Raw genomic sequence first — 24,823 nt, 5'->3', positions numbered from 1 at the left:
GCAGGGTTGCGCGGCCGTGCGCGGCCTGTTGCGTCACTCGCGGCGCTTCGCTCCGGTCGCCGTCGCGCTGGTGCTATCGTTGGCCCGGGATTGACCGGCAGCGTGGCAAAGCGTGGACTCTTCCTACAACCAGATCACTCTGTTGTTGTTCGCGACCGCGTTGATCGGCCTGTTTGCGCTGCGTCTGCGGCAGCCGATCATCGTGGCCTACATCCTGGTCGGCATCCTGGCGGGACCTTCGGTGCTGAACTGGGTCAGCGCGCACGAGCCGATGGAGTTGCTGGCGGAAATCGGCGTGACCATCCTGCTGTTCGTGGTCGGTCTGAAGCTGGATATCAAGCTGGTACGCCAACTGGGGCCGGTGGCGCTGGCTACCGGTCTGGGCCAGCTGCTTTTCACCATCGTGTTCGGTTTCCTCATCTGCGCCGCGCTGGGAATGGACTGGGTGCGTGCGCTCTACATCGCCGTTGCGCTGACGTTCTCCAGCACCATCATCATCGTCAAGCTGTTGTCGGACAAGCGCGAGATCGACTCCCTGCACGGCAGGATCGCAATGGGTTTCCTGATTGTGCAGGACGTTGCGGTGGTGCTGGCGATGATGGTGATCGGTTCGCAGGGCGCGGTCGGGGTGGACGCTGCAGCAGCCGGGGTCTGGCTTCAGCTGGTCCAGGTTTTCGCCAAGGTGGCGGGTCTGGGCGTGGTCGTGTTCCTGTTGATGCGCTACGTGCTGCCCGGGCTGTTGCGTGCGATGGCAGGCTCGCAGGAACTGCTGCTGGTCTTTGCCGTGGGGTGGGGCGCATCGCTGGCCGCCGGCGGCGAATGGCTGGGTTTCAGCAAGGAAGTCGGCGCTTTTCTCGCGGGTTTCTCGCTGGCGTCGTTGCCGTTCCGGGAGGCGATCAATGCCAGACTGGCAAGCCTGCGCGATTTCCTGCTGCTGTTCTTCTTCGTGCAACTCGGCACCCAGATGGATCTGGGCAGCCTGGGCGCGGAGATGCTGTCGGCAACGGTGTTGTCGCTGTTCGTGCTGGTGGGCAATCCGCTGATCGTGCTGGCCATCATGGGCTTTATGGGCTATCGCAAGCGCACCGGCTTCCTGGCGGGACTGACGGTTGCGCAGATCAGCGAATTCTCGATCATCTTCGTGGCGATGGGCGTGGCGCTGGGCCAGGTCGATGCCGCGGCGCTGGGCCTGGTGACGCTGGTGGGCCTGGTCACCATCACCTCCAGCACCTACATGATCCTCTATTCGCAGAAGCTCTTCGCCTGGTGCGAACCTTGGCTGGGATGGGCGGAGCGAAAGGATCCGTTTCGCGAACGCGCGTTGGAATCGCCGCCGGAACCTTCCGATGTCATCGTCTTCGGCATGGGCCGGTACGGCCGCCGCCTGGCGGAGCGCTTGAACGGGGAGGGGGTGCGGGTGCTGGGCGTGGACTTCGATCCGGAACTGCAGGCGCGTTTTGCCGGCAGCGCGGTTCCGGTGCTGTTCGGCGACGCGGCGGATGCAGAGTTCGTCACCCATTTGCCGCTGGGCGGTGTGCGTGTCGTGGTGAGCACGCTGCGCGACATGGAAACCGATCTCGGCCTGATGGCCGCGTTGCGCCGGCAGGGGTTTACCGGCACTGTAGCGGCAACCGTGCACTCGGCACGGGACGGCGAACGATTGCAGGCTGCCGGCGCGGACCAGATTCTGATGCCGTTCACCGATGCAGCCGATCATGCTGCCCGACGCATTGCGGCAGCCTTGGGCGAAGGAGAGCGGCGATGAGCTGGTCGCTTGCGACGATCCTGGCAACGACGGATTTTTCCGAGGCGGCCGAGCAGGCCGTCGAACGCGCTGCGGCGCTGGCCCGCCAGCATGGCGCGCGCCTGCACCTGTTGCATTCCACCGACGAGGGCGATTGGCTGGCGCGATTGATCGATCACGGCCGCAGCAGCGCCAGCCGGGAACTCTGGCAGAAAGCTGCCGATTCGGCGTTGGCGCGGTTGCGGCAGCGCCTGCAAGCCGATGGTTTGCAGGCGGTGGAAACCCAGGTGGTCACCGAACCGTTGTATCGATGCCTGGGCCGTATCGCTCAGGAACTGGACGCCGGCCTGCTGGTGATGGGTGCCCATGGCGAAGGCCGCGTGCGGCGCGCCGTGCTTGGCGCCACTGCCGATCGCGTGCTGCGCGCGGGCATGGTGCCGGTGCTGCTGGTGCGTGGGAAGGGCGATGGCGGCTATCTACGCGTTGCATTGGCAACCGACTTTTCCGCGGCTTCCCGGCATGCGGCGCAATTGGGTCTGGCCCTGGCGCCGGATGCCAGCCACTATCTGCTGCACGCCAACCAGTTGATGCTGGATCGCAGCCTGGCGTTCGCCCATCGCTCGGCCGAAGCCCTGGAGGCCTACCGCAGCCAGGCCATGGCCGAAGCCGCGAAGGCCATGGCCGATTTCGCCGCCAGCCTGGGGCCGGCCGCCGCCGCTGCCGTGCGGGCGCCGCGGGAAGGGCCGGCGGCGCAAGTGCTGGCATCCTTCGTGCTGGAAGCCGGGATCGATCTGGTGGCGCTGGGGACGCGTCCGCGCGCGCGCTGGGAGGCGAACCTGCTCGGCAGCACGGCGTTGTTTGCGCTCACCGGACTGGATTGCGATGTGCTGCTGGTCCCGGAACCCGGCGCCCAGCGCACCGATTGACCCGGCGCGCACGCAACCGTTCCCGCGCAACTCACTTTCCGCGCCGGTTCAACAGCGCGCCACTGACGTTCCCGAGCCGCCCGCAGACAGGATGCGGCGGGCGAACATGCCGGCAAGGGCGCGTCAGGACGAGCGCGGTTTGAGCTTCTGCACGCGCAGGAAGGTGTGATCGCCGATGGTGGCCACATGGTAGGCGTTGCGCCAACTGGGGCTTGCGATCTGGTGGGCCATGAAATGGCTGGCGCCGGGCACGATTTCCTTGCGCTGGCCGGGCGGCAGCGCCCAGTTGCGTTCGGCACTGAGCGCCACGTTGATCGATCTGGCCCAGGCGTCGGGATTCTTCAGCCGGGTAGTGGGCGCCACGATGGTCGGGGCGAACTGCTTGCGGGCGGTGACCACCTCGCAGACCGAATCGCCCCACAGGCCGCTGTCGCGGCGGCGCAGGGCCACCTCGGCCACGGCCTGCTGGCCGCGCAGGGTCTGGTCGCGGGCTTCCAGGTATACGGTGGTGCTCAGGCACAACGAATCGGCGGCCGGCTGCGGCAACATCTGCGACAACCAGAGAATCCAGGCCAGTTTCATGGGAACTCCTTGCTCCGTCTTTCCCGCGCCCCTGCCTCTCCCGTGAACGCGGGAGTCGACAACAATGGGACGCAGCAGGGCGTTATGGGGAGGCAGCCTTCACACGGGCTGCCCGGGGGCGGCAGGGTCGGTTCGGCTTGAACCGGATGCCGGAGTAGCCCGCCTGAACTGGGTGGCGGACCGAAAAAGTTGGCGCAAGGTAAGCGCCAAAGTCGGAACCCTGCCTGAACAGGGAAGGTTGACAACTCAACTAAGTATTTGATTGGAATGAAATTGTCGTAGAGCGGCCCCCGACCTACAGACGGGCCGCCAGGTGGCTGCCCTGGGCGATGGCGCGCTTGGCGTCGAGTTCGGCGGCGACGTCGGCACCGCCAATCAGGTGCGCGGTCTTGCCGGCGGCTGACAGTGCGGCGTGCAGGTCCCGGCGTGGTTCCTGGCCGGCGCAGATCACCACGTGGTCCACCGCCAGCGTCTGCTCCGCGCCATCCACGCGGATGCGCAGGCCGGAATCGTCGACGCCAAGGTATTCCACCCCGCCCAGCATCTTCACCTGCTTGGCCTTGAGGGTGGCGCGGTGCACCCAGCCGCTGGTCTTGCCCAGGCGCGCGCCCGGCTTGCCGGGCGAACGCTGCAGCAGCCAGACCTCGCGCGCGGGCGGTTCCGGCCGCGGTGGCACCAGGCTGCCGCGGGCTTCGAAGGCCGGGTCCACGCCCCATTCGGCCATCCACTCCGCCTTTTCCTGCGGGTGGGGCGATTCGTGGGAATCCGCACCGGCGTGCACCAGGTATTCCGCGACATCGAAGCCGATGCCGCCCGCGCCAATCAGTGCGGCCCGCGCGCCGATGCGAACTTTGCCGCTCAACACATCCGTATAGCTGACGACCTTGGTGTGGTCGGCCCCCGGGAAATCGACCTTGCGCGGGACGATGCCCGTGGCCAGCACCACTTCATCGAAATCGCTGAGCGTCTCCACCGTGGCCTGGGTCGCCAGTTTCACCTCGACGCCGGCTTCCTCCAGCTTGTGGCGGAAGTAGCGCAGCGTTTCGTGAAACTCTTCCTTGCCCGGGATGCGCTTGGCGTAATTGAACTGTCCGCCGATCTCGTCTGCGGCATCGAACAGGGTGACCCGGTGTCCACGCTCGGCCGCCACGGTGGCGCAGGCCAGCCCGGCCGGCCCGGCGCCGACCACCGCCACGCGCTTGTCTGCGAGGGTCCTGGGGTAGTTCAGTTCGGTTTCCGCGCAGGCGCGCGGATTGACCAGGCAACTGGCGGTCTTGTTCTCGAATACGTGGTCCAGGCAGGCCTGGTTGCAGGCAATGCAGGTGTTGATGGCATGGCTTCTGCCGGCGCGCGATTTGTTGGCCCAATCCGGATCGGCCAGCAGCGGCCGCGCCAGCGACACCATGTCGGCCTTGCCGCCGGCCAGGATGCCTTCGGCCACCTCCGGCATGTTGATGCGGTTGGTGGCCACCAGCGGCACACCGACGTGCGGCTTGAGCTTGGCGGTCACATCGACGAAGGCGGCACGCGGCACCGAGGTGACGATGGTGGGGATGCGCGCCTCGTGCCAGCCGATGCCGGAATTGATCAGGGTCGCGCCTGCGGCTTCCACTGCCTTGGCCTGCATCACGATCTCTTCCCACTGGTTGCCATCCTCCACCAGATCCAGCAGCGACAGCCGGTAGATGAGGATGAAGTCAGGCCCGCAGGCCTCGCGCACGCGGCGGACGATCTCCACCGCAAAGCGCATGCGCTTTTCCGGCGTGCCGCCCCAGGCGTCGTTGCGCCGGTTGGTGCGCGGGGCAGTGAATTCGTTGATGAAATAGCCTTCCGAACCCATGATCTCGACGCCGTCGTAGCCGGCGTCGCGGGCCAGTCTTGCGGCATTGGCATAGGCGGAAATCTGCCGCTCGATGCCGCGGGCCGACAACGCACGCGGAGTGAACGGGTTGATCGGCGCCTTCAGCTTGGAAGGGGCAACGGTGAGCGGGTGATAGCCATAGCGGCCGGCATGCAGCAGCTGCGCGCAGATCTTGGCGCCGTGCTCATGCACGGCCTTGGTGACGAACCGGTGCGGCCGTGCTTCCCACGGCCAGGACAGCTTGCCGCCGAACGGCTTGAGCCAGCCAACCAGGTTGGGCGAGAAGCCGCCGGTGACGATCAGCCCGACGCCGCCGGCGGCGCGTTCGGCGAAATAGGCGGCCAGCCGCGGGAAGTCGCGTGCGCGGTCTTCCAGTCCGGTATGCATCGAACCCATCAATATGCGGTTGCGAATCCGGGTGAAACCCAGATCCAGCGGTGCGAACAGGTGGGGGTAGTGCGGCGGAGCGTCGGCGGCTGGCGCGATGGCGGTCATGCGGGCTTGGATACGCTTGCGTATGGAGCGCGCACGATGCCGCGAAATCCCGCCGCTTGCAACCGCTGACAGCCCGGACTTGGCGGCGGCGGAAAACCCAAGGCGACGCCGGGCTTGTCTTGCGCCCACCCGCTGCCCGACCATACGGGCCCAAAGTTTCCGGGACGTCATGGACGCCGCCACCCCCGCATTGCACGATTTTCTGCGCCCCGGCATGGCCGCGGCGGATCTGCCGGATCTGCACCCCTTGCTGGCCGCGCGCGAGCTGTTGCGCGCCTTCTCGACCCTGTTCCATGGCGGCGAAGAGGTCGTCATGGTGCGCCTGCTGGTGCTGCGCGCCATCGGCGAACGCGGCGATGCCCCCGACTGGTCGCCGCAGGAACTGCGCGAGCACTTCGCCTATCTGGACAGCATCAAGTTCGACACCGTGCTGGGCCGCCTGCGCGAGAACGATCTTTTGCTGTGGGACGGGCAGAGCCAGCGCTACCGCATCAGTCCGGTCGGCCGGCAGGCGCTGGCGGCCATCGGCATGCTGCTGCAATTCAATCGCCAAGGCGACGAACTGGCCTATGTCACCGCCCAACTGGCGGCCGGCCAGGCGGTGGGCCGCATCCGCGCCGACGAGCTGCAGCACCTGTTGTCGCGCCTGAACGAACTGCGCGAGGACTTCGACCAGGCGGTGCTGAGCGGCTCCGAGCACCGCATCCAGCAGGCCGCCAGCACTCTGCAGTCGGTCTGGCGCTGGGTGGAGAAAGGCACCGAAATCGTCCAGGCCATCGCCGCCGATGCCGATCTGGATGCGGCCACGCACCGGGTCGCGCAGCAGATCGGCCGTGCCCAGAGCGCGATGCTGCGGCAGGCCTCGCTGTTCCAGCGCGCGTTGAACCAGCTGGACCGCCATCGTGTGCACCTGGGCGCCAGCGGGTTGTCGTCCTCGGACGTGAACCGCTATCTGCGCAGCCTGGACATTGATGGCCTGTCGGCCTTGGCCGTGGACACGCTGGGCCGGACCGTTGCGCCGGCGTTCGCGTTGGCGCCAATCGCGCTGGACGTGGCCGAGTACGAACTGGTCGAGCGCGAACGCCAGGCGCAGGAGGATGCCACCTTGCCGCCGGCGCAGGCGGCGCCGGAGAGCCGGCAGGCCCCGGTCTCGGAGCAGGACTACCGCCATGCCGAGCAATGGCTGGCGCAGTTGGCGGGCCTGCGGGACGACGTGCCGTTGGCGGACTGGGTGCCGCAGGACAACTTCGCCATCAGCGCGTACCGGTTGTCGTTGCTGGGATTGCTGGGCGACCCCGGCGCGGAGAACCGCAGCGGCGTCAGTGCCTCGATCGCGCAGCTGCCGCTGCAGTGGCGGGTGGAGACGGCATTGGAACCGGTGGGGCGTTGCGAAGTGGCATACCTGAGCCGGGGCAGGCTGCAGCCGCATGCCGGCGGCCACGGCGATGCCGGGTCCGCCGCCGATGCCGCGGAGCCGGCCACCGGCGTTGCGCCCGCTCCCGCGCAGGACCCCGGGTCGGGCCGCTCGACGTCCGGCAAGGCGGCAACGCCGCGAAGCACAGCCAAATCCAGAGGCAGGACGCGGGAGGGCAAGCCGGTACCGGCCGACGCCCTGCCGGCCGCCACCGAACCCGTAGAGATTCCATGACCGATCCCATCGCTACCTTGATCGTGCGGCTGCTGGCCGAACGCTGGCTGCCGCGCGAGGACGCCAGCGTCCGCCGGGTGCTGGTCGACGCCGAACTGCGCGACGACCTGGACCGCCGTCTGGCCGCTGCCGGCTTGCGCCTGCTCGAACACCCTTACGCCGCGCATGTGGCGGTGGGCGTGGCGCGCGCGCAGGAAAACGAGGTGTTCGGCAGCGCCCGCGCCTGGGCGGCCAGCAATCTGCAACTGGACCGCGACGCCGTCGCTCTGCTGGTAGTGCTGTGGGCGCTGCTGGTGCTGCCCAAGCGGCAGCGCCAGATCGCCCGCCAGGAAAGCGAGAAACAGCAGGAACAGGAACAGATGTTCGCCGAACTCAAGCCGGTGCCGATGGGCGCGGAGATGGTGGAGCCCATCAACGAACGCACGTTGCTGGCCGACTTCGGCGACAAGCTGGGCGGCAAGACCCGCATCAACCTCAACCTGGGTGCGCTGGCGCGGCAGGGCTTCATCGTCCGCCGCAAGGAGCGCATCCAGGAAGGCCCGCTGCTGGACCTGGCTTTCGACTACGAGCGCATCGCCAGCCGGGTGATGGATGGCGCGCTGTCGTTCGTGGTCAACGAGGTGCGCAGCCAGGCCGGCGCCAACGACGAAGACGGCGCAGAACACGCAAGCGAGCAGCAGGAGGCGCAGGCCGATGTTTGAGTTCCGCAGTCTGGAAGTGGTGCACTGGGACTATTGGCAGCGTTTCCAGTTGCCGCTGGATGCTTCGGTCATCACCGTGGTGGGACCCAATGGTTCGGGCAAGACCACCTTGCTGGATGCGCTGCGCACGCTGCTGGCCATCGAGGACCGCGACACCGCCCGCGATTACAAGACCTATCTGCGCCACAACGGCAAGGGCTACGCCTGGCTGCGCGCGGTGGTCAGCAATCGCCCGGATCGACGCGGCGGGCGGCCTTTCTTCCCGATCAAGGACGAACAGGTCACCCTGGCCTGCCGCATCCGCAAGCGCGGCGGCGACTGGTCGCGCGACTACCAGATCGTCGCCGGCGACGTGCCGGTGGAAACGCTGGAACAGGGCGGCGAATGGCTGGGCGTGCGCGATTACCGCGTACGCCTGGCCGGTGCCGGCCTGACCCGCGCCATCTGCCGTGTGCTGACCCTGGAGCAGGGGGCCACCGACAAGCTGTGCCAGCTGTCGGCGCGCGAATTGCTGCAGCTGATCTTTGATGTGTTCGAGGACAAGGCCGTGCTGGACGACTACCAGCGCGCCCGTGCAGAACAGTTCGACGTGGAAAAGGAACTCGGCCAATTGGGTCAGGATCTGGCCGGACTGCATTTGCGCATGGAAGCGGCCAAGGCCGATGTGCGCTCGTTCGAGGAAGGCATGGCCCTGCGTCAGCAGCGCCAGCGTCTGCAGGTCGAAATCGCGCCGAAAGTGGAACTGGCCGAACTGCGCGCCAGCCGGGAAGGCGCGCGCCCGCGCCTGGTCGGGCTGCGCCGCGCGCTCAACGAGCGCCGCCAGGCCCATGCATTGTTGCTGCAGCAGGATGGCGCCGCAGTGGCCGCGCGCACGCAACTGCAACAGGCGCTGGATGCAGCGCTGGCGCAGTTGCGCGACGCCGAGGGCGCATTCACCGCCGCGCGCGACGATGCCCGCGATGCCGAGAAACTGGTGCAGCGGCGCAACCGCTTGGCCGAACTCGATGCCCAGCGCGGCGTGCTCGATGTCGAAGCGCTGAGCCGGCAGGTGGAAAGCGGCCGCCGGCGCATGGCCGAACTGCGCCTGGAAGGCGAGCGCGATCAGGTCCGCGCCGGTGAGATTGCCAACCGCTTGGCGGCGTTGAGCGGCGGCGGCCGCGTGGTCGAACCGTTCGAGCGCGACTTCCGTGCCGCGCTGCAGGAACAAGGAATCGACCATTGCGTGCTGACCGAACTGGTCGAGATCGCCGACCCGGCCTGGCGCGTGGCGGTGGAAGCGGTGCTGGCGCCGTACCGGCACCTGCTGCTGTTGGAATCGCCGCGCGATGCCGCGCGCGCCTGGCAACTGGGCGAACGCCTGCAGTATCGCCATTTCGTCGTCGCCGACCGCGCGCCGGTGGACCGGCCGAGCAAGGGCTCGCTGCTGGAAGTGGTGAAGTTTTCCGCGCATCCGCCAGCCTGGCTGCCGCGCCAGCTCGACCGCATCCAGCGCGTGGCCGATACCGAGGAAGGCAGCCGCCTGCCCAAGGGCCAGGACTGGATCACTGCGCGCGGCTACCTGCGCGAGCACCGCGGCGGCCGCCATATCGGCGGCAATACCCAGCACTATGGCGCCGGCGCGCGCCAGGCAACCCTGGCCAGCCTGCGTGCCGAGCAGACCGCCCTGCAGCAGCGCGCGCATGCGCGCGAGCAGGAACTGGCCGAACTGGGCACGCGCGTGGACGCCGACCAGACGCGCCTGCTCGGCATCGGTGCCGGCCAGGAGCTGGTGACGCGCGCGGCCGAATTCGCCGAGGCCGAACAGCGACTGCCGTTGCTGGCCGAAGCCGCGGCGCAGGCGGCGCAGGCGCTGGCCGCGGCCAAGGCGGACGTGGATGTGCTGCGCGAACGCGACAAGGCCGAAGGCATCGCTGCCGCCACCCGGCGCAGCGACATCGCCAATGCCGAACGCGATCTGCGCGAACGCAGCCAGCAGATCGACAAGGAGCGCCAGCAACTGGTGCAGAACATCGTGCAGTTCCGCCGCCGCCGTGCGCAGATGCCGGCGGCGTGGCGTTCGCGCGAAGTCCTGCAGGCGGCACGCGAGGAATACGAAAGCGCAGCGGCGGTGCGCCGCGAGATGGAACGCATCGATGAGCGGCTGGCGCGCGGCGGCTTCATCGAGGACGAGTCGTGCGTGCCGCTGCGCGACAAGATCGCCGCCGATCATGCCGAACTGGAAGCCACCATCGGCAAGCGGCAGGCGCACCTGCACCGCGCCAAGCGCATCACCGAGGAAGCGCGCGGGGCCTACATCAACGTGCTGCGCGCCACCGTGCGCCGCTACAAGAAGAACCTCACCGCACTGGGCGAGCTGGCCGGCATCGGCGTGGATGTGGAAATGCCGGAGCTGGCCAACGAGGACATCGCGCTGGCCCAGGCGGGACTGACCGTGCGCTTCGACTTCGACCGCAAGGGCTGGATCGGCCTGGACGACGGCGAGGCTTCCGGCGGCCAGCAGGTGATGAAGTCGCTGCTGCTGCTGGTGGCGCTGCTGCGCGACGAGGACCAGCCGGGCGGCTTCGTCTTCATCGACGAACCGTTCGCGCACCTGGACGTGTTCAACATCGAGAAAGTCGGCCGTTTCCTGCGTTCCACCGATGCGCAGTACATCCTGACCACGCCGATCACCCACAACCTCAACGTGTTCGAGCCTTCGGATCTGGTGCTGGCCACCAGCAAGCGCCGCGGCGGCAACGCCTGGGCCGAACCGGTTGCGGTGCTCAAACGCGACCGGAGCGCGGACGCGGAGGCGGAGGCGGCGTGAGGCAAGCCGGGGAAGCCTGGTCGGTTGCCGATAAACACGGCGTCCGTACGCTTGTCCAGAAGCCTTCCCGGGGCGTCCGCCGCCGACGCCGGCTCGCAGATGGAACGGATGAAGCCGCGCTGCAGGCCTGGCCTGCCGATTGGCGAGAGCTGGCCATCGATTGGGTCCGTGGTCCAGGCCTGAGCCGGCGTTGGGATACGTTGTGCGTCCGTGCGGGGAACGCGCGCATGGGGATCGCCCGGGCCTTGCTGGAAGCCTTGCTGATCGGCGGCTGGGTGGTGCTGGATGAGCAGCGGAAGCCACGAATGGACTGGCAGCCACTCCTGTTGCAATGGACCGATCAGGAAAGACTCGCCGCGTTGCTGGGCCTGCCCGACGTGCAGGCGTTGCGGGCGCAGACCGTGCAGTTGCAGGAGTGCGGCTTTGACGACAACCGACTGCCAGCGCTTGCGGACAGTCTGGAAGGACGGCCGCCTGCACTGGTACTCAAGCGGATGCGGTTGCTGCATGCGCTGGATCGCTGGCTACGCGAAGGGCGCCACGGTACGCGCCGCGAATTCGCGTTGTTCGCCCGCGACGACACCAAGGACGTCAGCGTCGGCGAATGGCAATGGCTAGACGAGGCATTGGGGTTGGAGGCGCTGGGCGTCGGCGGCCATACCCCCGGACTGTGGCTGCGTGCGCCATTGCAGTTGCGTTTGCCCGGCGGCGTTCTGGATGTTGCCGCGGTGCCGGACCTGATGGCGTTGTCGCCGGCAACGCTACAGGCGGTCGCTGGTGCCAGCGGTCGACTGCAGTGCTGGCGTGTGGTCGAGAATCGCACCAGTTTCGAGCAGGCGGCTGCCGCTCATGGCGCCGAGGACGGCGTGTTGTGGGTGCCGGGCTTTGCGCCCCGCTGGTGGCAAAGGGCAGTGACGCAATTGCTGCGTGCAGCGCCGGCACAATTGCTGGTAGCCTGCGACCCGGATCCGGCCGGTATTCGCATCGCGCTATCGGTCGCGCAGATCTGGGAAACACAGGGGCTGGAATGGCAACCGTGGCGGATGAACGCGACCGACCTGTTGGCGTTGCGGGCACGCAAGCCCTTGGGCGCATACGATCACGCCGAGTTGATGCGGCTGCGGGAATTGCCCCTGCCTCCTGCGCTGGCCGCCCTGGCCGATGCGCTGCTCCAGCATGGCTTCAAGGGGGAACAGGAAGGCATGGATCTGCGCGTCCGGGCGTAGCAGGCACGCCGGTAAAGGTTGCCGGTCTGCGGTCAGGCGGTTACGCGCCGCAGGCGCAGCAACCCGATTCCCAGCAGTACGAACGCCATTCCGGAAAGCCGATTGAACCACAGCGCGCGGCGGCCGGCGAACCATCGTTCCAAACCGCGCGCCATGGCGACATAGCAGAGATGGGACAGTGCGGTGCAGGCCGCGAAGGTCAGCGTCAGTGCCAGGAACTGGCGCAGCATCGGCGCGTCCTGGCGCATGAACTGCGGCAGCAGTGCGGTGAAGAACAGGATGCTCTTCGGATTGGTCGCCGCGACCAGTAAGCCCTGCAGGAAAAGCCGGATACAAGCTTGCGGTGGCGCACGCAAGGCGCCCTCCGGGCTTGCAAAGGATATCGAACCGCTCCGCCATTGGCGGATGCCCAGATAGATCAAATACGTCGCCCCCGCTGCTTTCAATACGCCGAACCACAGCGCCGACGTTTTCAGCAACGCGCCCAGCCCGAGCATCGCCGTTGCCGATACCAGGAATACGCCCGCCGCATTGCCGGCCGAACTGACCAGCGCGCGCCGCGCGCCCAGCGTTGCGGCATTGGACACCGCCAGCAGCACGGCCGGTCCGGGGCTGAAAGCGGTGGCCAGTGACAGCGTGCAGAACAGCAGCCACGCAGTGAAGTCCATCATGCTTGCGGTTCCACAAAAGAATGACGAACGAAATGCCCGTGGGAGCGACGTGAGGCGCGATGTCGATGCTGTACCGCGTCCGGGCAAGCGCGCCTACCAGCCCGCCAACACCAGCTTGCCGATGGTGGTCCCCGATTCCAGCCGCCGATGCGCTTCGCGCAGGTTGGCCGCGTTGATCGGCCCCAGCGTTTCGGTATGCGTGGAGCGCAGTTCGCCGGCGTCGATCAAATCGGCAGCGCGATTGAGCAGGCGGTGCTGTTCGATCATGTCCGGCGTCCGGAAGCGGGGACGGGCGAACATCATCTCCCAATGGATGCCGACGCTCTTGGCCTTGTACGGGTCGCCGATTTTCAGCAGTCCGCTGGGCTCGACGATCAGGCCGACATGGCCCAGCGGCGCGATGAGATCGCCGATGGCATTCCAGTAGCGGTCGGTATCGGCCAGGTTGAGCACCGCATCCACTTGTTCGAAACCCAGCGCCGCCAGTTGCGGCGCCAGCGGCTGCCGGTGATCGATGACGTGCCGGGCGCCCATCGTTTTGCACCATTCGATCGTCTGCGGCCGCGAGGCGGTGGCGATGACGGTGAAGCCCGCGTGGCGGGCCAACTGGATGGCGATCGAGCCCACGCCGCCGGCGCCGGCGATGATCAGCAGGCTTCGCCCGTCATGCCTGGCATCGATGGAGAACGGCATGCGGTCGAACAACAGTTCCCAGGCGGTGATGGTGGTCAAGGGCATTGCGGCCGCCTGGGCGAAATCCAGCGTTCCCGGTTTGCGGCCGACGATGCGTTCATCGACCAACTGGAACTGCGCGTTGCTGCCGGGACGGGTGATGTCGCCGGCGTAGTAGACCTCGTCGCCGGGCTGGAACAGGGTCACCTGAACGCCCACCGCCTCGACCACGCCTGCAGCGTCATAGCCCAGCACTTTCGGCTGCGCTTCCACCTGCGGCTTGGGCGCACGGACCTTGGTGTCGACAGGATTGACCGACACCGCTTCCACACGCACCAGCACATCGTGGCCGGTGGGTTCGGGCCTGGCCAGTTCGACATCAAGCAGGGATTGCGGGTCATCGATGGGGAGGTAGCGGGTAAGGCCGATGGCTTTCATGGGGGACTCCAGGACGGACGATACGTTCAGACGGGAAGCGGGCTGCGCTCGGAAAACTGGCCGCGCCAGTAAGGATAGTAGGGGTAGGGCGCCTCGATCAGGCTGGCGGCGTCCAGCCGCTGCATCTGCTCGGCGCTCAGGTTCCAGCCGATGGCGCCGAGATTCTGCTTCAGCTGTTCCTCGTTGCGCGCACCCAGCAGGACCGTGGACACCGTGGGCCGTTGCAGCAACCAGTTGATGGCGATCTGCGGGACCGATTTGCCGGTTTCCTCGGCGATGCCGTCCATCGCGTCGATGATGCGGAACAGCCGTTCCTGCTCGACGGGGGGCCCGATATCGGCGGTGTCGTGCAGGCGGCTGGTGGCCGGCAGCGGCTGGCCGCGGCGGAGCTTGCCGGTCAGCCGGCCCCAGCCCAGCGGACTCCATACCACTGCGCCGACGCCCTGATCGATACCCAGCGGCATCAGCTCCCATTCGTAGTCGCGGCCGATCAGCGAGTAATAGGTCTGGTTCGCCACATAGCGCGCATAGCCGCGGCGGTCGGCGACGCCCAGCGATTTCATCAGCTGCCATCCGGAGAAGTTCGAAGCGCCCAGGTAGCGCACCTTGCCGGCACGCACCAGATCATCCAGCGTCGACAGTGTTTCCTCGATCGGCGTCAGCGCGTCGAAGGCATGTAGTTGCAGCAGGTCCAGGTAGTCGGTGCCCAGCCGCTGCAACGACGCATCCACCGCCTTCAGCAGACGGAAACGCGAAGTGCCTGCATCATTCGGGCCATCGCCCAGGCGCAAACCGGTCTTGCTGGACAGGATCACCCGATCGCGCCGGCCCTGTATCGCGGTGCCCAGGATCGACTCCGAAGCGCCATCGGAATAGACGTCGGCGGTATCGAAGAAGTTGAGGCCGGCATCCAGGCTCAGATCGATCATGCGGCGGGCCTGCGCCGCATCGGTATTGCCCCAGGCGCTGAACAATGGCCCTTTGCCGCCGAAGGTGCCGGCGCCGAAGCCGAGAGCGGAGACTTTGAATCCGGAGTTGCCGAGGAAGCGGTATTCCATGAGGGGGGGTCCTTGCAGTGGAGGGGAGAAGCGATGCGTCAGGCACATTCGGCCTGTTCGGCCAACACGTCCCGTGTTTGCCGGCGTTCCAGCGCGATGCTCCACAGCGCAACCAGGAACGCGGATGCGGGGACCAGTGCTGCGACCCAGGTCAACGCGGTCAGTCCGGCGCCGTGCGCGATCACCACGCCGCCCAGCCAGGCGCCCGCCGCGTTGCCCAGGTTGAAGGCGCCGATGTTCAGACTGGACGCCAGGCTTTGCGCGCCACCGGCTTTCTGCAGCACCCACAATTGCAGCGGCGAGACGGTTGCGAATGCGGCCGCACCCAGCAGGCCGACGAACAGCACCATCGCCCATGGGCTATGCAGGACGAAGGTCATCAGGCCCATCACTGCGGCCAGCGCGAGCAGCGTGCCGAGCAGCGCCGGCGCCAGTCGCCGGTCGGCCAAGCGCCCGCCCAGCAGGTTGCCGGCGATCATGCCTACGCCGAACACCAGCAGGATGGGCGATACCGCGTTGTCGGAGAAACCGGTGATCTGGGTGAGCAGCGGCTGGATGTAGGTATAGACGGTGAACATGCCGCCGAAGCCCAGCACCGTCATCAGCAGTCCCAGCAGCACCTGCGGACGCGCAATGGCCCTGAGTTCCTCGCCGAAGGCGATCGGCGCCGTGCCGCTGCGATCGGTTGGCACCAGGGTGGCGATGACCACGGTGGCGATGATGCCGATGCCGGTGACCGCCCAGAACGTCGCGCGCCAACCGAACTGCAAGCCCAACCAGGCACCCCCAGGCACCCCCAGCAGCGTGGCCACGGTCAGGCCGGTGAACATGATCGAGATCGCCGAAGCTTTGCGGTCGGCGGGCACCAGCGTGGTCGCCACCACCGCGCCGACGCCGAAGAACGTGCCATGCGCCAGCGAGGTGATCACCCGCGCGATCATCAGCACGGTGTAGTTGGGCGCCAGCGCGCAGGCCAGGTTGCCGATGGTGAAGATCACCATCAGCGCCACCAGCACCGCCTTGCGCGGCATGCGGCTGGTGGCTGCGGTCAATAGCGGCGCGCCAACGAAAACTCCCAGCGCATAGCCGGAGATCAGCAGGCCGGCGGCGGCGATGGTGACTTGCAGGTCGGCCGCGACCTGCATCAGCAGGCCCATGATGACGAATTCGGTGGTGCCGATGCCGAAGGCGCCGGCGGTCAGCGCGTACAACGCGAGCGGCAGGCGTGGCGCGATGGGGGAGGTGGGGTTCACGGGGCGGGCCGGGGTTCCAGGGAAGGCGGGCAGCTTGAGACTTTCGCAGGCGATGAAAAACAGCGAATATGGCTAATCACTTTCAACCAAATATTGATAGTCATGGATCGCGTCGGCGATTTGACCCTGTTCCTGCGCGTACTCGACCTGGGCTCGCTTACCGCCGCCGCCCGCAGCCTGGACCTGTCGGTGGCGGTGGCCAGCCAGCGGCTGAAGCGGTTGGAAAAGGAATTGGGCGTACGCCTGCTGCACCGGACCACACGCCGGCTGCATCCCACGCCGGAGGGGGCGGCCCTGGCCCAGCAGGGCCGGGCACTGGTGGAGGACCTGGAATCGTTGGGGGCCGGCCTGCGCGAAACGGCCAGCGAAGTGGCCGGCACGTTGCGGGTCACGATGTCGGCTTCGTTCGGCCGCCAGTACGTCTCGCCGTTACTGCCGGGGTTCCTGGCGCGCCACCCCAAGCTGCGGCTGAGCGTGCACCTGAGCGACAACGTGGTTGATCTGGTCAGCGAAGGTTTCGACTTGGCTATCCGCATCGGCGCGCTGGAAGACTCCGGACTGGTCGCCAGCCGCATCGCGGCCAACCGGCGGCTGCTGTGCGCTTCGCCCGATTACCTGCGCCGGCGCGGGCGCCCGCGCACGGCCGAAGATCTTGCCGGACACGATTGCCTGCTGCTGTTCGGCAGCAGCGGCCGCCAGGACGTCTGGCGGATGACCGCGCCCGATGGCCAGGAGATCGCCGTACGCGTGCACGGCCGTTTCGAAAGCAATTTCGGCGAAGTGCTGCGCGACGCTTCGCTGGCCGGGGAAGGCATCGTCATCCACTCGTTGTGGCACATCGCCGACGACCTGCGCGCCGGACGGCTGGAAGTCGTACTGCCGGACCATTCACTGGCGACCACCGCCATCAGCGCAGTGATGCCGCAGAGGCGGCTGGTGCCGCCGCGCGTGCGCGCCTTCATCGATCTGCTTGCCGACGAGTTCGGCGACGATCCGCCGTGGGAGCGCGGACTGCCGTTTTGAGCCGGCGCCGAAATGCCGACCGCACTTCGTAGAGCCGCGTGATCGACGGCTTTCCAGAAGGCGCCGGATGCAATGCAATCGAAGGCAGGCAGCGCAGCAGGCTCCGCTCCACGGAGCGATGCCAACGGCCCGTCTACTCGAAAGCGAACGCATCCAGCGCCAGCCCGCCGAGTTCGACATCGCGATGCAACAGCCGGCCGCGTGCGCCTTCGCCGCCTGCGCCGAGGGCGACGTACAACGGGTACAGGTGCTCGGGAGTCGGATGGTTGCGCAGGGCCTGCGGCAGCGCCTGCCAGTCCAACGCACCGGCGATATCGCCATCGATCAATCTGTCGCGCAAGGCGTCGGTGAAGGCGCTCATCCACGCAAAAGCCGGCGCATCGGCATGTTGCCAGTCCAGAGCGTGCAGATTGTGGGAAAAACCGCCGGAGCCCATCACCAGCACGCCATCCCTGCGTAGCGGCGCCAGCGCAAGGCCCAACCGGTAGTGCCAGGCGGCGGTCTGCGCCGGGTCGACCGACAACGCCAGCACCGGGATGTCGGCCTGCGGATAGATCCGCCGCAGCGGCACCCAGACGCCATGGTCAAGTCCGTGGTGGTGGTCGATGCGGGCATCGAAACCGGCGGAAACCAGTCGCTGCGCCACGTCCGATGCCAGTTCCGGCGCTCCCGCGGCCGGATAGCGGATGTCGTACAGCGCCCTGGGAAATCCGCCGAAGTCGTGGATGGTCGCCGGCGAAAGCGCTGCGGCGACGGTCGGCGAAGCCGCATTGAAATGCGCCGAAGCCACGACGACCGCGCGCGGACGCGGCATTGATGCGCCCAGCCGGTCCAGGAAACGGCCGGTGGCCGAATCCTCGATGGCCAGCATCGGCGAACCATGGGAAACGAACAGCGAAGGCAGGGAAGATGCGTTCATGGCGACAGCATCGGTCCGCCGATGCGCCATACCAAGCCCTGCCGGCATATCGATGTGTTGCTGGGGTGAAACGATCGCATGGACGGAGCCGCTCGTCGCAACACGGATGACTGCGCGTTTCCGTCTGGCAGAATGCGCCCAGGGAACCTTCCGGGGAGCCGAACATGAGCCACTTCGATCTCCGTTCCGCCGCCCGTCCCCGTTTCGACCCGCCAATGGTCGAGATTGCAGACTACGTGAGCGACTACCGGATCGATTCGCAGGAGGCCTACGACACCGCCCGCTACATGCTGCTGGACTCGCTGGCCTGCGCGATGCTGGCGATGAAGTTCCCCGACTGCGTCAGGCATCTGGGACCAGTGGTCCCCGGCGCCGGCATGGCCGGAGGCGTGCCGGTTCCCGGCACCTCGCATGAGCTGGATCCGGTGCAGGCGGCGTTCGCCATTGGCGCCCAGATCCGCTGGCTGGATTTCAACGACACCTGGCTGGCCGCCGAGTGGGGCCATCCGTCGGACAATCTGGGGGCGATCCTGGCGGTCGCCGACTATCTGAGCCGCAAGGCCCAACGCGAAGGCGGGGTCCCGCTGACCGTGCGCGACGTACTCACCGCCGCCATCAAGGCGCATGAAATCCAGGGCGGCTATGCGCTGCAGAACTCGTTCAACCGGGTCGGCCTGGATCATGTGATCCTGGTCCGGCTTGCCTCGACCGCAGTAACCACCCGCCTGCTAGGCGGCAGCAAGGCGCAGATCGCCAACGCGGTGTCGCACAGCTGGATCGACAACGGCGTACTGCGTACCTACCGCCACGCGCCGAACACCGGGCCGCGCAAGAGCTGGGCGGCCGGCGACGCCTGCCGGCGCGCGGTCATCCATGCGCTGAACGCGGTCAATGGCGAGGCCGGCTACCCCAGTGCGTTGAGCGTGCCGACCTGGGGTTTCTATGACGTGGCCTTCGGCGGCAAGCCCTTCCGGTTCGAGCGCCCCTTTAGCAGCTACGTAATGGAGAACGTGCTGTTCAAGATCAGTTTCCCGGCCGAATTCCACGCCCAGACCGCGGTGGAATGCGCGATGGCCCTGCACCCGCAGGTCAGGCAGCGGCTGGACCAGATCGAAAGGATCGTCATCGAAACCCAGGAAGCCGGCATCCGCATCATCGACAAGACCGGCCCGCTGGCCAACCATGCCGACCGCGATCACTGCCTCCAATACATGGTGGCGGTGCCACTGATCTTCGGCCGCCTGACCGCGGACGATTACACTGACGCGGTGGCGGCCGACCCGCGAATCGATGCCTTGCGCGACCTGATGGAGGTAAGGGAAAACCCGCAGTTCACCCGCGACTATGGCGACCCGGACAAGCGTTATATCGGCAACGCGGTGCAGGTGTTCTTCCAGGATGGCAGCTCGACCGGCAAGATTTCGGTGGACTACCCCATCGGTCACCGCAGGCGCCGGGCCGAAGGCATCCCGCTGCTGATGGCCAAGTACCAGGCCGCGCTGCGGGCCCATCTGCCGCCGGCGCAGGTCGACCGGCTGCTGGCCCTGGCGGCCGAACCGGCCAGGCTGGACGCGGTGCCGGTGCAGACGTTCATGGATCTGTATCGGGCGGGTTGATGCTGCGACAGTTGTCGGTCCGCCGGACTTGTTATAGTACCGTTAACACTGTCTTCACCTGCTCAAGCATAATCTGTTCAGGATGGCCGGCAGTTATAAAGCCGTCTGGGCGAACCAATAAGAAAGCTGGAACAACTACAACAACGTACTTCGGTTTTTCTTACCACCTGATTTTCAAAGGAGCTGCAAATGAACAAGAAACTTCTCTGTGCCGCCATGCTGTGCGGTCTGGGTGTGGCGCAGGCCGCTTCCGCTCAGGAGTTCGATGACCGCTGGTACCTGACCGGTTCCACCGGTTTCAACCTGCAGGATAGCGATCGCACCACCAACGACGCCCCGTTCCTGGGCCTGGGCCTGGGCAAGTTCATCAGCCCTAACTGGTCGCTGGACGGCGAGCTGAACTATCAGAACCCGAACTTCGACGCCAACAAGGATCTGAACTGGAGCCAGTACGGCATCTCGCTGGATTTGCGTCGCCACTTCATCCAGGAAGGCCGCGGCTGGAACCCGTACATCCTGGCCGGCCTGGGCTACCAGCGTTCGGAAGAAGAATTCGACAACTTCCCGAGCCCGGACTCCCCGGGTGAGCGCGAAGACGGCAACCTGGCTGCCAAGGTCGGCGTCGGTCTGCAGACCACCCTGGACAAGCGCGTCGGCGTGCGTGCCGAAATCGCCTACCGCGCCGATTTCGACGACTCCAGCGTAGCCGCCCCGGACGAAAGCTGGTTCGGCGACGTGCTGGCTTCGGTCGGCGTGATCATCCCGCTGGGCCCGAAGGCGACTGTTGCTCCGCCGCCGGCTCCGGCTCCGGCTGGCCCGAGCTGCGCGGACCTGGATGACGACGGCGACGGCGTCAACAACTGCGACGATCGTTGCCCCGGTTCGCAGGCTGGCCAGACCATCGGTCCGGACGGCTGCCCGGTGCCGGTGTCGATCGACCTGAAGGGCGTCAACTTCGACTTCGACAAGTCGACCCTGCGTCCTGATGCGGTCGCCATCCTGAGCGAAGCCACCGAAATCCTGAAGCGTTACCCGGATCTGCGCGTTGAAGTCGCCGGCCACACCGACTCGGTCGGTACCGACGCCTACAACCAGGGCCTGTCCGAGCGTCGCGCCAAGGCCGTGTACGACTACCTGACCAGCAACGGCGTGGACGCTTCGCGTCTGGTTGGCCCGAACGGCTACGGCGAAAGCCGCCCGATCGACACCAACGAAACCGCTGAAGGCCGTGCCCGCAACCGTCGCACGGAGCTGAACGTCCAGAACTGATCGGACGTTTCGCCGCAACACCTGGAAGCCCGGCCTAGCGCCGGGCTTCTTTTTGGTTCTTCTCCCGCCTCCGGGGATGTCGCTTCGGCGGGAGTCGCCAGCCGTCGGGCTGGGGGGCTCCGCCCTCCTGACGACGTCGTGTCTTAAGAGCGTGTTATGGCCTTTGGGGTGAGTGCGAAGGCTGCTGTCGCGGTGACAGGCAAGGCGCACGCCGCCGGTCAGGCTGGTGGCCTGGCCAAGGCGTGCAACGCGGCATGGCGCCGCGACAGCGGCCTTCCCGAAGGGTTGCGTGCCAGCGCCGCCGCAGCCGCGTTGCCCGGCTTGCCTTGGGCACCACCCAAGGACGGCGCCGGCCGCCTTGCTGCAACGGCGCTGGCGCGCAACGCATCTCATCCCAAAGGCCATAACCCGCTCTCGGTCGGGCCGCAGGCTCGTTCCGCTTCGCGGCCCGAACCGGCCCGGCGCAGCGCGCCGGGCGTTCGCCAAGGCGCGCGGCAGTGCCGCGCCAACCGCCTTGGCTCACCCCTGGCCTGCTCTCCGCCCCCCCCCCAGCCCGCCGGCCGGCGCCTTTGAGCAGTTGACAGAGCGCGACTTCGAAAGGCCCTTCTTCAAGTGCCGACCAGGTGTCCAGAAACCGGTGGCCAGGGCAGTGCGGGACCGTACGCGGCAGGGATGCCGCGGAAGAGCCTGCATGGGTGAGGCAAGCGCTTGCGAAGCACGGCTTCGCGCGCAGCCGAACGCCCGCCATCTGCGATGGCGGGCCGGCCCCGCATCGCGGGCATTTGCGGCGTGTCCCGCATTGGCCTGGCCACCAGATTCCACATAGACGTTCCCGCGCTTGGGAGAAGAACCTTTTTTTGCCGCTCCGGCCCTGCGGATGCCAAGAATCGGGTCGCCAGTCCCAGTATCGACAACCGCTTGGCGGAAGTAGGTGATGATTTCCTTGATATCGCTACGTCCGCTTCATACACTCACCTCGATCACCTGAGGGGCTACGACGATGCGCCATCTGATTACCACCGGCCTGCTTTGCATCGCCGCGATTCCTGCCGTCCAGGCTGCGCCCAATTGCGCCGGCAATCTGTTGCCGCAACCGTTGCCGGCCCGCCCCACGGTAATCGCGCCGGTTTCCCCCGAATTCACCCCTACGGCGACCAAGCTGGGCGCGCCCAGCGGCGTATTGTCGCACACCTTCGACGAAGCGCAGTCGCTGGATCGGGTGTTGCTGCGGCTGCGCATCGAAGGCTGCCAGAACGTGGCCAAGGCGTTGCCTGCGCCGGCCGCTAGCAGTGCCGCGGTCGATTCCGCCGCCGCCTACAAGCCCAAAACCGAGTTCGACAATACGCCCTGGCGTTTTGACATGAACCAGAACGGCAAGCGGATGACGGCCGAAGAATTCGATGCCTGGATGAAGTCGCGCGGCGTGCGCGTGGCCAAGGGCGCGGCGCCGGTTGCCGTGCCTGTTGCCGCGCCGGTGGAATCGGCCGGCGCCAAGGATTGAGCGAATCCCGTTGCGTCGACGGCCCGGGGCCGGTTGGCGGCAGGCAGGATGACGGCTGCCAGGGGTGCGGGCGCAGCGGACCGTGAGCGACAGGCGCAGGCCAGTCGTACCCGGTAGCGACGCGGCGGCGCCCCGGCACGGTCTGGCGCGGGTGCTGTCCAAGCAGGGAGTGTGTTCGCGCAGCGAAGCGGCGCGCTGGATCCTGGCCGGCCGGGTCCGCGTCGATGGCCGAGTGGTGCGGGATCCGGAGTTTCCTATCGTCCAGGGACGCCAGCGCATCGGTGTCGATGACGATGCCGTCGTTGCGGCTGAGCGGATCTGGCTGATGCTCAACAAGCCGCGCGGACTGCTCACCACGGCCAGCGACGAGCGGGGACGCGATACCGTTTACCGCTGCCTGGACGATGCAGGCCTGCCGTGGCTGGCGCCGGTCGGCCGGCTGGACAAGGCCAGCGAAGGTTTGCTGCTTTTCAGCAACGACCCGGTCTGGGCCGCAGGCATCACCGACCCGGCCACCGGGCCGGACAAGACCTACCATGTGCAGATCGACCGTCTCGCGGACGCCGCTTTGCTCGCCCGGCTGGTGGCGGGTGTCGTATCCGGGGGCACGACACTGTCGGCGAAATCGGTAAAGGTGCTGCGCCAGGGCGAAAAGAACGCGTGGCTGGAAATCGTGCTGGACGAAGGCCGCAACCGGCAGATTCGTCGCCTGCTGGCGGCGTTCGATATCCAGGTGCTGCGGCTGGTGCGGGTGGCCATCGGCGATCTCGAACTTGGCGGTCTGGCGAAAGGGCAGTGGCGCCGGCTGACGGCCGCTGAAGCCGCGTCGCTTGCGCCCCTCCCATCCTGATCCCGGTGGTGGAAACCCGGAGAAACGAACAGCTTTTTCCGACCCGGACAAGCGCCAAAACAACCGATAAAGCCGACCCCGATATTGGAATGCCTTATCCGTCGTTTTCGCGCTAGTCCGCGTCGAAAGGAATATCCGCTTTCCGGCCGCGACTCACGTCCCTCCTGCAAGAGGGGATGGGAAGCGGCTCAGCTTTTCAGCACGCCCAGTTCGCGGCCTATCTTGACGAACGCGGCAATCGCACGGTCCAGTTGTTCGCGCGTATGCGCGGCGCTTATCTGGGTGCGGATGCGGGCCTTGCCCTGCGGCACCACCGGGAAGAAGAAGCCGATGGCATAGATGCCTTCTTCCAGCAGGCGTTCGGCAAAGCGCTGCGCCAGCGGCGCGTCGTACAGCATCACCGGGCAGATGGGATGCACGCCGGGCTTGATGTCGAAGCCGACCGCAGTCATCCGTTCGCGGAAATAGGCGGTGTTTTCCTGCAGCCGCTGGCGCAGTTCGCCGGCGCTGGACAGCATGTCGAAGGCGGTGATGCCGGCGGCCACCACATGCGGCGGCAGCGAGTTGGAGAACAGATAGGGGCGCGAGCGCTGGCGCAGCAGCTCGATGACTTCCTTGCGCGCCGTGGTGAAGCCGCCCAGCGCGCCGCCCATGGCCTTGCCCAGGGTGCCGGTGAAGATATCTATCTTGTCCAGCACGCCTTTGACTTCCGCCGAACCGCGACCGCTGGCGCCGAGAAAGCCGGTGGCATGGCATTCGTCGATGTGGACCAACGCGTCGTACTTGCTGGCCAGTGCAGCGATTTCGTCCAGCGGCGCGATAAAACCGTCCATCGAGAACACGCCGTCGGTGGTGATGAGCTTGGTCCGGCAGCCGGCCGCATCGGCGGCCTGCAGCTGCGCTTCCAGATCGGCCATGTCGCAGTTGGCGTAGCGGAAGCGCCTGGCCTTGCACAGGCGCACGCCGTCGATGATCGAAGCATGGTTGAGCGCATCGGAGATGACCGCGTCGTTCTCGCCCAGCAAGGGTTCGAACAGGCCGCCGTTGGCGTCGAAGCAGGCGGCATAGAGGATGGTGTCCTCGGTGCCGAAGAACTCCGCGATCCTGGCTTCCAACTGCTTGTGCAGGTCCTGGGTGCCGCAGATGAAGCGCACCGAGGCCATGCCGAATCCGTGGCTGTCCAGCGCGTCCTTGGCCGACTGGATGATGTCCGGGTGGTCGGCCAGGCCCAGGTAGTTGTTGGCGCAGAAGTTCAGCACCGTGCGGCCGTCCGCCAGTTCGATTTCGGCCGATTGCGGGCTGGTGATGATGCGTTCGGACTTGAACAGGCCCTGGGCGCGGATGCTGTCCAGTTCGGTGGCGTAATGAGCGGTCAGAGTGGCGGGCATGGCGGCGTGCCTTGGGAAAAGAGGGGCATTCTAACCGGCGGCGATTTGCGCCAAGTCGCGCCGGCCCGGCAGGCCCGGTCGGTCCGGTCGGTCCGACGCGCAGACGGCCGGCCCCGGCCCCGCGCCTGCGGCTCATGGCCGCTTGTTCATGCGAATACGGCATAAGCACCGGCCGG

At 67.0% G+C, this 24,823-nt stretch carries 19 protein-coding genes; 11 read left to right on the top strand and 8 right to left on the bottom strand.

What is annotated here, in order from left to right:
* The first annotated feature begins 112 nt into the window (after nt 1-112).
* Entirely contained in the window at nt 113-1,765 is a 1,653-nt protein-coding gene (locus tag CRO39_RS10280; protein WP_097121856.1) for a cation:proton antiporter, read from the top strand.
* Nucleotides 1,762-2,670, top strand: a complete 909-nt coding sequence (locus CRO39_RS10275; RefSeq protein WP_097121855.1) for a universal stress protein — start codon at nt 1,762-1,764, stop codon at nt 2,668-2,670. The genes CRO39_RS10280 and CRO39_RS10275 overlap by 4 nt, the downstream gene beginning before the upstream one ends.
* Before the next feature lie 123 nt (nt 2,671-2,793).
* Here the strand turns inward: CRO39_RS10275 and CRO39_RS10270 are convergent, their stop codons facing one another.
* Together CRO39_RS10270 and CRO39_RS10265 are read right to left on the bottom strand one after the other, a co-directional pair.
* Nucleotides 2,794-3,252, bottom strand: coding sequence for a cell wall hydrolase (locus CRO39_RS10270; RefSeq protein ID WP_097121854.1), 459 nt, complete (start codon nt 3,250-3,252; stop codon nt 2,794-2,796).
* Between the two features lie 295 nt (nt 3,253-3,547).
* Nucleotides 3,548-5,608 (bottom strand): NADPH-dependent 2,4-dienoyl-CoA reductase, encoded by a 2,061-nt coding sequence (locus tag CRO39_RS10265; RefSeq protein ID WP_097121853.1) that lies wholly within the window; start codon nt 5,606-5,608, stop codon nt 3,548-3,550.
* A gap of 169 nt (nt 5,609-5,777) precedes the next feature.
* Here CRO39_RS10265 and CRO39_RS10260 point away from each other — a divergent pair, with 169 nt between their 5' ends.
* From CRO39_RS10260 to CRO39_RS10245, 4 genes are all read left to right on the top strand, one after another.
* On the top strand, nt 5,778-7,256 hold the full coding sequence (locus CRO39_RS10260; protein WP_097121852.1) for a hypothetical protein: 1,479 nt from the start codon (nt 5,778-5,780) through the stop codon (nt 7,254-7,256).
* Nucleotides 7,253-7,957 carry a hypothetical protein gene (locus tag CRO39_RS10255; RefSeq protein WP_097121851.1) on the top strand — a complete coding sequence of 235 codons (705 nt, stop codon included), beginning with the start codon at nt 7,253-7,255 and terminating at the stop codon, nt 7,955-7,957. Before CRO39_RS10260 ends, CRO39_RS10255 begins: the two co-directional genes overlap by 4 nt.
* Entirely contained in the window at nt 7,950-10,763 is a 2,814-nt protein-coding gene (locus CRO39_RS10250; RefSeq protein WP_097121850.1) for an AAA family ATPase, read from the top strand. The genes CRO39_RS10255 and CRO39_RS10250 overlap by 8 nt, the downstream gene beginning before the upstream one ends.
* Before the next feature lie 227 nt (nt 10,764-10,990).
* Entirely contained in the window at nt 10,991-11,989 is a 999-nt protein-coding gene (locus CRO39_RS10245) for a DUF2399 domain-containing protein (RefSeq protein ID WP_097121849.1), read from the top strand.
* A 32-nt stretch (nt 11,990-12,021) separates the two neighbouring features.
* Here CRO39_RS10245 and CRO39_RS10240 read toward each other — a convergent pair whose 3' ends face one another.
* The 4 genes from CRO39_RS10240 to CRO39_RS10225 all read right to left on the bottom strand — a co-directional run bounded on the left by CRO39_RS10240 (nt 12,022) and on the right by CRO39_RS10225 (nt 16,039).
* Nucleotides 12,022-12,660 carry a LysE family translocator gene (locus tag CRO39_RS10240; RefSeq protein WP_202926347.1) on the bottom strand — a complete coding sequence of 213 codons (639 nt, stop codon included), beginning with the start codon at nt 12,658-12,660 and terminating at the stop codon, nt 12,022-12,024.
* A gap of 93 nt (nt 12,661-12,753) precedes the next feature.
* Nucleotides 12,754-13,770: a zinc-binding alcohol dehydrogenase family protein gene (locus CRO39_RS10235; RefSeq protein ID WP_097121848.1), complete on the bottom strand. Its 1,017-nt coding sequence runs from the start codon at nt 13,768-13,770 to the stop codon at nt 12,754-12,756.
* Nucleotides 13,771-13,796: 26 nt separating this feature from the next.
* On the bottom strand, nt 13,797-14,828 hold the full coding sequence (locus CRO39_RS10230) for an aldo/keto reductase (protein WP_097121845.1): 1,032 nt from the start codon (nt 14,826-14,828) through the stop codon (nt 13,797-13,799).
* A 38-nt stretch (nt 14,829-14,866) separates the two neighbouring features.
* Nucleotides 14,867-16,039, bottom strand: coding sequence for an MFS transporter (locus CRO39_RS10225; RefSeq protein WP_217991844.1), 1,173 nt, complete (start codon nt 16,037-16,039; stop codon nt 14,867-14,869).
* 144 nt (nt 16,040-16,183) lie between these two features.
* On the opposite strand from CRO39_RS10225, the gene CRO39_RS10220 reads away from it, so the two are divergent.
* Nucleotides 16,184-17,104, top strand: coding sequence for a LysR family transcriptional regulator (locus CRO39_RS10220; RefSeq protein WP_097121843.1), 921 nt, complete (start codon nt 16,184-16,186; stop codon nt 17,102-17,104).
* Between the two features lie 133 nt (nt 17,105-17,237).
* On the opposite strand, the gene CRO39_RS10215 is transcribed toward CRO39_RS10220, so the two are convergent.
* A complete protein-coding gene (locus CRO39_RS10215; RefSeq protein ID WP_097122015.1) occupies nt 17,238-18,023 on the bottom strand; it encodes a dioxygenase family protein in 786 nt (261 codons plus the stop codon).
* A gap of 164 nt (nt 18,024-18,187) precedes the next feature.
* On the opposite strand from CRO39_RS10215, the gene CRO39_RS10210 reads away from it, so the two are divergent.
* The 4 genes from CRO39_RS10210 to CRO39_RS10195 all read left to right on the top strand — a co-directional run bounded on the left by CRO39_RS10210 (nt 18,188) and on the right by CRO39_RS10195 (nt 23,259).
* On the top strand, nt 18,188-19,639 hold the full coding sequence (locus tag CRO39_RS10210) for a bifunctional 2-methylcitrate dehydratase/aconitate hydratase (RefSeq protein WP_097121841.1): 1,452 nt from the start codon (nt 18,188-18,190) through the stop codon (nt 19,637-19,639).
* A 189-nt stretch (nt 19,640-19,828) separates the two neighbouring features.
* The gene (locus tag CRO39_RS10205; protein ID WP_097121839.1) at nt 19,829-20,908 is read left to right on the top strand and encodes an OmpA family protein; all 1,080 of its coding nucleotides are present in this window, start codon (nt 19,829-19,831) and stop codon (nt 20,906-20,908) included.
* Nucleotides 20,909-21,908: 1,000 nt separating this feature from the next.
* A complete protein-coding gene (locus CRO39_RS10200; protein WP_097121837.1) occupies nt 21,909-22,409 on the top strand; it encodes a hypothetical protein in 501 nt (166 codons plus the stop codon).
* A gap of 82 nt (nt 22,410-22,491) precedes the next feature.
* Entirely contained in the window at nt 22,492-23,259 is a 768-nt protein-coding gene (locus CRO39_RS10195) for a pseudouridine synthase (RefSeq protein ID WP_097122014.1), read from the top strand.
* A 188-nt stretch (nt 23,260-23,447) separates the two neighbouring features.
* Here CRO39_RS10195 and kbl read toward each other — a convergent pair whose 3' ends face one another.
* Complete coding sequence (kbl, locus tag CRO39_RS10190) at nt 23,448-24,647, bottom strand: glycine C-acetyltransferase (RefSeq protein ID WP_097121835.1); 1,200 nt, start codon at nt 24,645-24,647, stop codon at nt 23,448-23,450.
* Nucleotides 24,648-24,823 lie beyond the last annotated feature (176 nt).

Origin of the sequence: Pseudoxanthomonas wuyuanensis (assembly GCF_900215535.1) — a bacterium.
GTDB classification, from domain to species: domain Bacteria; phylum Pseudomonadota; class Gammaproteobacteria; order Xanthomonadales; family Xanthomonadaceae; genus Pseudoxanthomonas_A; species Pseudoxanthomonas_A wuyuanensis.
Note: the sequence above shows the minus strand (reverse complement) of the source record. Positions and strands in the feature narration are given on the sequence as shown.